The sequence below is a fragment of the Mycobacterium sp. NGS68 genome (genome assembly GCF_059812195.1).
Window position 1 is genome coordinate 39,421 of the sequence record NZ_JCALCE010000040.1, and the last position, 8,830, is coordinate 48,250.

The 8,830-nt window shown below is 68.1% G+C and carries 7 protein-coding genes; 6 read left to right on the forward strand and 1 reads right to left on the reverse strand.

Going from position 1 to position 8,830, the window contains the following annotated elements; all coding sequences use genetic code 11:
• The first annotated feature begins 67 nt into the window (after positions 1 to 67).
• The 3 genes from AC5Y5V_RS27490 to AC5Y5V_RS27500 are packed head-to-tail and all read left to right on the forward strand — an operon-like array spanning position 68 to position 3,831.
• Entirely contained in the window at positions 68 to 619 is a 552-nt protein-coding gene (locus AC5Y5V_RS27490; protein WP_499941493.1) for a nuclear transport factor 2 family protein, read from the forward strand.
• A 1-nt stretch (position 620) separates the two neighbouring features.
• The gene (gene casI / locus AC5Y5V_RS27495; protein ID WP_499941495.1) at positions 621 to 2,273 is read left to right on the forward strand and encodes a steroid-22-oyl-CoA synthetase; all 1,653 of its coding nucleotides are present in this window, start codon (positions 621 to 623) and stop codon (positions 2,271 to 2,273) included.
• Between the two features lie 10 nt (positions 2,274 to 2,283).
• A complete protein-coding gene (locus AC5Y5V_RS27500; protein WP_499941497.1) occupies positions 2,284 to 3,831 on the forward strand; it encodes an FAD-binding protein in 1,548 nt (515 codons plus the stop codon).
• Positions 3,832 to 3,859: 28 nt separating this feature from the next.
• On the opposite strand, the gene AC5Y5V_RS27505 is transcribed toward AC5Y5V_RS27500, so the two are convergent.
• The gene (locus AC5Y5V_RS27505; protein ID WP_499941499.1) at positions 3,860 to 5,278 is read right to left on the reverse strand and encodes a wax ester/triacylglycerol synthase family O-acyltransferase; all 1,419 of its coding nucleotides are present in this window, start codon (positions 5,276 to 5,278) and stop codon (positions 3,860 to 3,862) included.
• 121 nt (positions 5,279 to 5,399) lie between these two features.
• Between AC5Y5V_RS27505 and AC5Y5V_RS27510 the strand changes: the two genes are divergently transcribed.
• The 3 genes from AC5Y5V_RS27510 to AC5Y5V_RS27520 are packed head-to-tail and all read left to right on the forward strand — an operon-like array spanning position 5,400 to position 8,819.
• A complete protein-coding gene (locus AC5Y5V_RS27510; protein WP_499941501.1) occupies positions 5,400 to 7,040 on the forward strand; it encodes an AMP-binding protein in 1,641 nt (546 codons plus the stop codon).
• The gene (locus AC5Y5V_RS27515; RefSeq protein ID WP_499941503.1) at positions 7,037 to 7,996 is read left to right on the forward strand and encodes an alpha/beta hydrolase; all 960 of its coding nucleotides are present in this window, start codon (positions 7,037 to 7,039) and stop codon (positions 7,994 to 7,996) included. Before AC5Y5V_RS27510 ends, AC5Y5V_RS27515 begins: the two co-directional genes overlap by 4 nt.
• Positions 7,997 to 8,021: 25 nt before the next feature.
• Entirely contained in the window at positions 8,022 to 8,819 is a 798-nt protein-coding gene (locus AC5Y5V_RS27520) for an SDR family oxidoreductase (RefSeq protein ID WP_499941505.1), read from the forward strand.
• The last annotated feature ends 11 nt before the right edge of the window (positions 8,820 to 8,830 follow it).

Sequence of the window (8,830 nt, forward strand, 5' to 3'; positions counted from 1 at the left end):
CGCCGCGTCACCGCGGCAAGTACGTTCGCGTCGGCAGATGGATGAAGCACGGCAGAAGGAGCAGCCCATGGCCGTAATCGACCCCACCCGGACCTGGGAACCGCTGGAGAAGCGGCTGGCCGACTCCACCAACGAACGCCACCGCGTGGTGCTCGCGGCCGTCATCGAACATATGAAGGCCGAAGCCGCGCCGGACCTGCAGCGCCTCATGGCCACGCTGTGCGGTAACCCCGACTACCACTTCTGGCGCGCCGCCGGCGATGTCGGCCCTAAAACCACCGATGGCGTGCGGACGTACTACACCGACTTCCTGGCCACGCGGACCAACGTCCTCGAATTCGAGATTCAACGGCTCGTTGTCGATGACCATTGTGTGGTGACCGAGGGACTGCTCAAGCAGATCTATCCGGGCGCCGAGGCGGCGCGTATCGGCATTCCCGTCGACGACGTCGACGGCGACTACCTGATCGTGTTCCGCCAGCTGCTGCTCTGGCCGGTCGACGACAACGGATTGATCGAAGGGGAAGACTCTTACAATCCGGGTGTGGTCAGCATGACGAAATTGTCCCGCGACGATCTACCCAGGGAATACCTCGAGCTCGTGTACCCGGCGACCTGACATGCGCGACGACATCGCGACCATGCTGCTGGACCGTCTCGGCGATGAGCACCTTGGGCTCCGCACCCGGGACCGCGACTGGACGTGGGATGCGGTGCTGCGCGAATCGGCCGCCCGCGGCGCCCTGGCACAGTCGATGCGACGTCCCGGGCCGTTCCACGTCGGGGTGCTGCTGGAGAATGTCCCCGACTTCGTGTTCTGGCTCGGTGGTGCGGCGTTGGCCGGCGCAACGATCGTCGGCATCAACCCCACCCGGGGTGCCGAAGGCCTGGCCGCGGAGATTCGCCACGCGGACTGTCAGCTGATCGTCACCGACGCGGCGGGGATGCAACGGCTGCGCCGCCTGGATCTCGATCTCGACCCCGATCGGTTCCTGGTGATCGACGACCCCGACTATGCCCGGCTTCTCGACGCGCACCGCGTCGAACCCGTCATTTCCGCTGCCGTAGAGCAGGGTTCGTTGTTCCTGCTGTTGTTCACCTCGGGGACGACGGGCGCGTCGAAGGCGGTCAAGTGCAGCCAGGGCCGGCTGGCCCGGATCGCCTACGCCGCCACCGACAAGTTCGGCCACCATCGCCAGGACGTCGAATACTGTTGCATGCCGCTGTTTCACGGCAACGCGATCATGGCGCTGTGGGCACCCGCGCTGGCGAACGGTGCCACCGTCTGCCTGACGCCGACGTTCTCGGCGTCGCAGTTCCTGCCCGATGTCCGGTACTTCGGCGCGACGTTCTTCACCTACGTCGGCAAGGCGCTGGCCTACCTGATGGCCACTCCGGAACAGGCCGACGACTCCGACAACCCCTTGACGCGCGGCTTCGGCACCGAGGCCTCGCCGGACGATCAGAACGAATTCCGTCGGCGCTTCGCCGCCGAGCTGTTCGAGGGCTATGGGTCCAGCGAGGGCGGGGCGGTCGTGGCCCGCGATCCGGCCGCACCTGCGGGCGCGCTCGGCCGGCCCGCACACGCCGGCGTGGCCGTCGTCGACCCCGTCACGTTAGCCGACTGTGTGCCAGCGGTTCTCGACGATCACGGGCGGGTCCTCAACCCCGACGAGGCCGTCGGCGAGATCGTCGACAAATTCGGCACCCGCAGCTTCGAGGGCTACTGGCGCAACGACGCCGCCGACGCCGAACGAATCCGCAACGGCTGGTACTGGACCGGGGACCTCGGCTACCTCGATGAGGCGGGCTTCATGTACTTCGCCGGGCGGCGCGGCGATTGGATCCGGGTGGACGGTGAAAACATCTCCGCGCTGACCATCGAACACGTCCTGCGCCGCCACCCGCGCGTGGTCACCGCCGGGGTTTACGCCGTGCCGGACCCGCGTTCGGGGGACCAGGTGATGGCCGCCATCGAGGTCGCCGACCCCGACGAGTTCGACAGCGGCGAGCTGGCGGCCTACCTCGCTCGGCAGCAAGATCTGGGCCGCAAGGGATTTCCACGTTTCCTGCGGGTCTCCGCGAGCCTGCCGGTCACCGGGTCGAACAAGGTGCTCAAGCGCGAACTGCAACAGCAGCGCTGGCACACCGACGAACCGGTGTACCGCTGGGCCGGGCGGGAGGCGGCGCCGGTCTACCACGCGATGAGCCCGGACGAAAAGCTGTCACTCGACGCCGAATTCGCGCGACACGGGCAGCAGCGCTACACGTAGGAGTATCGAGATGATCCGCTTCGAAGAAGAGTGCGACGTGCTGGTGGCGGGCTCCGGCGCCGGCGGAGTCACCGGCGCATACACCGCGGCCCGCGAGGGCCTTAACGTGCTTTTGGCGGAGGCGACGGACAAATTCGGCGGCACCACCGCCTATTCCGGCGGCGGCGGGGTGTGGTTCCCGTGCAACCCGGTGCTCGTGCGCGCCGGTGTCGACGACACGATCGACGACGCGCTGGAGTACTACCACGCGGTGGTCGGGGACCGTACGCCCTACGCGTTGCAGGAAACCTACGTGCGCGGCGGCGCGCCCCTGATCGAGTACCTCGAAGCCGACGACCTGCTCAAGTTCGACATGCTGCCCTGGCCGGACTATTTCGGTAAGGTGCCGAAGGCCCGGTTGGACGGCCGGCGACACATCGCGGTGCGGCCGCTGCGGGTCTCGAAGGCTCCCGAACTGCGCGACGTGGTGCGTGGCCCGCTGGACACGGATCGGCTCGGGGCGCCGGTACCCGAGGAATACTTCATCGGCGGCCGCGCGCTGATCGCCCGGTTCCTCAAGGCGACGGACCAATACCCGAACGCGGCAAGGCGATTGAACACCGAGCTGGTCGGGCTATTGGTCGGTGCGGAGAGCGACTCGGTGGTCGGCGCGATCGTCGAGACCGCCGGGCAGCGCCGCGCGATACGCACCCGGCGGGGGGTGCTGCTTGCTGCGGGTGGCTTCGAAGGCAACGACGAGCTGCGCCGCAAGTACGGTGTGCCCGGTCAGGCGCGGGACACGATGGGACCGTCGGGAAACCGTGGCCGAGCGCTTCAAGCGGCGATCGCGATCGGTGCGGACACCGATCTTCTGGACCAGGCCTGGTGGTCGCCGGGTCTGACGCATCCCGACGGTCGCTCTGCGTTCGCGTTGTGGTTCACCGGGGGGATTTTCGTCAACCAGGACGGCAGACGTTTCGTCAACGAATCCGCCGCCTACGACAGGATCGGCCGTGCCGTCGTATCGCAGTTGGAGAACGGGTCAATCACCTTGCCGTACTGGATGATCTACGACGACAAGGAGGGGCCGGTGCCGCCCGTCAAGGCGCCGAACGTGTCGATGGTCGAACCGGAGAAGTACGTCGCCGCCGGACTGTGGCACACGGCGGACACCCTGGACGAGCTCGCCCGCAAAATCGGGGTTCCGCCGCAGAACCTGGCCGCGACGGTGGCCCGCTTCAACGAGTTCGTCGCCGGCGGTGTCGACGAAGATTTCCACCGCGGCGACGAGGCGTACGATCGCGCGTTCTCCGGTGGGGCACCGCCGCTCGTCGCCATCGACATGGGGCCGTTCCACGCGGCCGCCTTCGGCATTTCCGACCTCGGCACCAAGGGCGGGCTGCGCACCGATGCCACCGGCCGCGTCCTGGACACCTCCGGTGATCGCATCCCGGGCCTGTACGCGGCGGGTAACACGATGGCCGCACCGAGTGGGACCGCCTACCCGGCCGGCGGTACCCCGATCGGAACCAGCATGTTGTTCAGCCACCTGGCGGCAAAAGACATGGCGGGGAAGTAACGCCGAGCAGACGCAAAAGCCCCCAAATTCAGCCCGAAACGGGTGCTTTTGTGTCTGCTCGCCGAGGTTGCTGCGCCCGCGCCGCCAGCTCGTCCAGCGCGCGCCCTACCCCGTCGGCGAGTTCCCAGATGTCGGGCACGTGGTCGCTGCATGCCTGCATGCCGATTGTCATGTCGTCGCCGTAGCTCCAGCCGGTGAAGTTCAGGCCATACGGATAGACGATCGGACCCACGGAGATCAGCTTCTCGACCGGCGCTCCGGCAAAGTACAGCCGCGTCTTAGGTCCCGGGACATTGGACGCGATCAGGCTGTAGGTGGGACGCTTCTTGGTCGCGGCCCCGACGATCGGTAGGGCACGGCCGTAGAACCAGAACAGCGGCCAGTACTCCATCCAGTCGCCGAAGAGCCACAGGTCGCGCTCGTCGTGCACCGCCCTGGCGGCCTTGGTATTGGCCGAAATGCGTTGTAGCCGTTCGACGGGATCGGCGACATCGGTGGCCAGCGACGTGTACCAGGTGGTCACCTGGTTACCCCAGTCCACCTCGGCGCCGGGCGGCCGAATCGCGACCGGGACGACGGCGGACAGCGGCTCGGCGGACAACTCACCGTGCCGGTCGAGATAGGACCGGACGGCGCCGGCGCAGGCCGCGAGATACACGTCGTTGACCGTTACCCCGAAGGTGGCCTTGATCTCCTTGATCGTGTTGAGATCGCAAGTGAGGTAGGCGAACTCGCGTCGTGCGGTAAAGGGCGCGTTGAATCGAGCGGACGGTGCGCCGAAGGCGGCGGCGAAACCCGGTTGCCCTGCCCGACGGCGGGCCTGAACCGTCTGGATCGTCCGCGCCGAACGCGCCAGCACCCCGGGAAACCGGCCCGCCGCCGTGCCCTGATGCCGCAACACCGTGCGGTACCACGCCGCGGTGCCGGGGCGTTTCTCGTCCGCCAGCGAACCCGCCGCCGTCGGCAGCGCTTCGGCGGGATCGGAGCTGAAGATGGTTTCCAGCAGCCGCAGCGACGCCATGCCGTCGGCGAGCGCGTGATGCACCTTGAGCACCAGCGCAATTCGCCCGCCGACGAGCCCGTCGACGTACCAGAATTGCCACGGCGGACGCCCGCGATCGAGGGCACCCATGTTGATGTCGTTGATCTGCGCTGACAGTTCCCGATCGCCGCCGGGCGCCGCCACCGACGCCCGCTTGACGTGGTGGTCGAGGTCGATTCGTGGACGCTCGATCCACCACGGCCGGCCCAGTTGCGTCTTCAACAGCTGCCAGCGCAGCGGCTCGATCCGCTCGACCAGCGCGGGAACCGCCGCGCGGACGGCGTCGAAGGTGAGCGACTGGTGGGCCGCGGCCGGGTCCAGCACGACGGCCTTGATGGTGTGCTGGGGTTGGGTGCTGCTCTCCTGCTTGAGAAACATGTTGTCGACACCGGTGAGACGGCGCATCCGATCACCTCCAATTCGCTCAGTGACAGACAACCAGTTCAGGCGGGCCGCGGCGGTATACAGTCCCGATGAATGGGAAAGCCTACTCACGCGACGCGGCTGCGCCCATACCGTCGCTGACGTGAACAGATCGACCAGGCGACCGCCCCGAACCCTCGCGGTGACGGTGCGAAGCCTTCGGGTCCTGCGCGAGTCCGGCCTGTCGGGCGGTCCGCGCGAAGGGCTGCGATCCTTCCTGTCCGCAAAGCGGTACGGGGCGTTCGCCGGGGTCGTCGAAAGCGCCGCCCGCCGCAGCCCCACCGCGGTGGCGATTTCCGACGACGCCGGCGACGTGACCTTCGCGCAGCTCAATCATCGGGTGAACGCCCTGGCCCGGGCGTGGTCCGCCACCGGCGTAGGCACGGGGACCACGGTTGCGGCGTTGTGCCGCGACCACCGCAACCTCATCGCGGTCATTGCCGCGGCGAACAAGGCGGGCGCGCGCCTGGTGCTGATGAACACCGGGTTCGCCAGGCCGCAACTGGCCGATCTCGTTCGGCGCGAGGGTATTTCGCTGCTGGTGCACGACCACGAATTCGCGGCGCTGCTGGACGCCGTCGACCCGTCCGTCGACAGATTGCTGGCCGATCCGTGCCGGATCCCGGACGAGGCCACCGACAAAAACACCGACACCCTGGAACGGCTGATCGCCTCGACTTCAGGCGCTGCGGTGCCGGCACCCGCACGGCCCGGCGGGCTCACCCTGCTGACCAGCGGGACCTCCGGCACCCCCAAGGGCGCGCCGCGCGAGAAGGCGTCCCCACTGTTCTCCGCGCAGCTGCTCGACCGCGTGCCGCGGCGGCGTGGCGAGACGTGTTACGTGGCGGCACCGGTCTTCCACGGCACCGGGCTCGGCCAGGCGGTGTTGTCCTTGGCGCTGGGCAATCGGTTGGTGTTGCGCCGCAAGTTCGATCCCGAGGAGACGCTTCGGGCCGTGCAGGATTGCCGCTGCCAGGTGCTCGTGGTTGTTCCCACGATGCTGCAGCGCATCATGGCGCTGCCGGATGACGTGCTGGCCCGCTACGACACCTTCTCGCTGCGAATCATTTTCGCGTCCGGGTCCGCAATGGCGCCGGATCTGGTGATACGCGCGCTGGACCGGTTCGGCCCAGTCCTGTACAACCTCTACGGCTCGACCGAGCTGGCGGTGATGACCGTCGCGACGCCAACAGACCTCGCACACGATCCCGCGACGGCCGGGCGGCCGCCGGTCGGGTGCCACGTGGCGCTCTACGACGACGTAGGGCAGCCCGTCACCACGCCAGGGACGGTCGGCCGCATCTTCGCCGGCAACGTGCTGACGTTCACAGCCTATACCGACGGCCGGACCAAAGAAGTCATCGACGGGCTGCTCAGCAGCGGAGACGTCGGCCACTTCGACACCACCGGCCGGCTCTACGTCGACGGCCGCGACGATGACATGATCATCAGCGGCGGCGAGAACGTCTATCCGCTGGAGGTGGAGAACGTGATCGGCGGTCATCCCGACGTGGTCGAGGCGGCCGTGGTCGGGGTGCCGGATGCGGACTTCGGGCAACGGCTCAAGGGCTATGTCGTGCTGCGCGAAGGCGCTTCGACGAGCGCCGAGGAGATCAAGGAATACGTGCGCGCCAATCTCGCTCGCTACAAGGTGCCCCGCGACGTCGAATTCCGTGTCGAACTGCCCCGCAACGCCACCGGCAAACTGGTCCGCGGTCGGCTGGAGCAAGGTGCCTTCACATGACCGATACCGCCGTCGAGAACACCAAGCATGCGGTCGCGCGGCGGATGGCGGCGGCGTTCGCGTCGATGCGCGACGGCAAGGCCGACGCCGCGACGGTGCGGGAAAGCCTGCGCGCGAGCCGCAAGCCGAGCAGGCACGTTCCGGTCGCCAAGGTGCACAACCGCACCATCCCCGGTCCCGACGGCCGCAGCGAGCTACCGGTGCGCATCTATCACCCGCTGGAACCGGACGCCTCGGCGGCGGGGGCTCCGCTGCTCGTGTACCTACACGGTGGCGGCTTCGTGTTGTGTGATCTCGATTCGCACGACGCGTGCTGCCGTCGGCTGGCGAACGGTGTTGGCGCGATTGTGGTTTCGGTCGCCTATCGCTTGGCCCCGGAGCACCGTTTCCCCGCGGCGCTCGACGACGCATGGACGGCGACCCAGTGGGCATCGGCACACGCGGCCGAACTCGGCGGGGACGCAGACCGTCTCGTGCTGGCCGGGGACAGCGCCGGCGGAAATCTGGCGGCGGGCGTGTGCCTGCTCGCGCGTGACCGCGGCGGGCCGCCTATCGCGTTCCAGGTGCTGATCTATCCCGTGGTGGACCAGCGCCGCAAACCTTCCGCGTCACACGCCCGGTCCGCGCCCGGCGTGCTGACGATCGACCACATGCGGTGGTTCACCGAGCAGTATCTTGGGCCCGACGGCGACCGGCTCAATGTGCTTGCCTCACCGATACTTGCGGACCTGGCCGGACTGCCGCCGGCGCACATCGTCAGCGGCGAGGTCGATCCGCTGTGCGACGAGAACGAGGAGTACGCGCGCCTGCTGCGGGACGCGGGTGTGGCCACCACGGTCCGCCGTTACGACGGCATGTTTCACGGATTCTTCAACCTACCCGACGATGTCGCCACCGCCGAGCAGGCCAACGCGGACGTGTGCGCGGTGCTGCGCGAGGCCTTGGACAAGCACTGAACAACCCGAGCCCGAAGGAATTGCCATGCAGCTGAACAACACCCGCGCACTGGTCACCGGCGCCAGCCGCGGGCTGGGCCGCAGCATCGCGGAAGTCCTCAGCCAGCGTGGCGCCGAGGTGGCGCTCGTCGCCCGCAACGGCGAGGCCCTGGCACAGCTGGCCAAGGAACTCGGCGGCAAGGCTTACCCGACCGACCTCACCGATCCAGACGCCGTCGGCGCACTCGTCGACCGGGTCGAGGCCGACGGGCCGGTCGACGTGCTCATCAACAATGCGGGTCTGGACTGCGTTCGCCTGCTGCCGGACGTCTCCGCTCAGGAGATGCGTGACCTGTTGCAGGTCAACCTCTTAGCGCCGATGGAGCTGTGCCGGCAGCTCATGCCCCGGATGGTCGGACGGGGCCGCGGACACATCGTGAACGTATCGTCCATGGGTGCGGTGAGCGTCAGCCCCGGGGTCACCGTCTACGCCACGTCGAAGGCCGGGCTGAGCCATTTCACCGCGGGCATCCGCGCCGAGCTGCGCGGCACACCCGTCGGGACGACGCTGGTGCAGATCGGCGCGGTCAAGACCGACATGATCGACGGCATAAGGAAATTCGGTCCGGCTCGGCGGGCGATCGAGCGCTCTCAGCGGTTGCACATGCTGCCCCGCGAGGACCTGGAACCTGAAGTCGTCGCCGCCGCGATCGCCGACGCGATCGAGCGCGAACGCAAGTACGTCACGCTGCCGCGCCGCATCGCGGCGTCCGCGATCCTGACCGAGCTACCGCGAAAGATGAGCGCGGCGATGCTGGTCGGCATCGACATGAGGGCCGACTAATTGTGGCGAGC

Coding starts and splice junctions, on each gene's coding strand:
- casI (WP_499941495.1), top strand. CDS start 621: ATGCGCGACGACATCGCGACCATGCTGCTGGACCGTCTCGGCGATGAG.
- AC5Y5V_RS27520 (WP_499941505.1), top strand. CDS start 8,022: ATGCAGCTGAACAACACCCGCGCACTGGTCACCGGCGCCAGCCGCGGG.
- AC5Y5V_RS27500 (WP_499941497.1), top strand. CDS start 2,284: ATGATCCGCTTCGAAGAAGAGTGCGACGTGCTGGTGGCGGGCTCCGGC.
- AC5Y5V_RS27490 (WP_499941493.1), top strand. CDS start 68: ATGGCCGTAATCGACCCCACCCGGACCTGGGAACCGCTGGAGAAGCGG.
- AC5Y5V_RS27515 (WP_499941503.1), top strand. CDS start 7,037: ATGACCGATACCGCCGTCGAGAACACCAAGCATGCGGTCGCGCGGCGG.
- AC5Y5V_RS27505 (WP_499941499.1), bottom strand. CDS start 5,278: ATGCGCCGTCTCACCGGTGTCGACAACATGTTTCTCAAGCAGGAGAGC.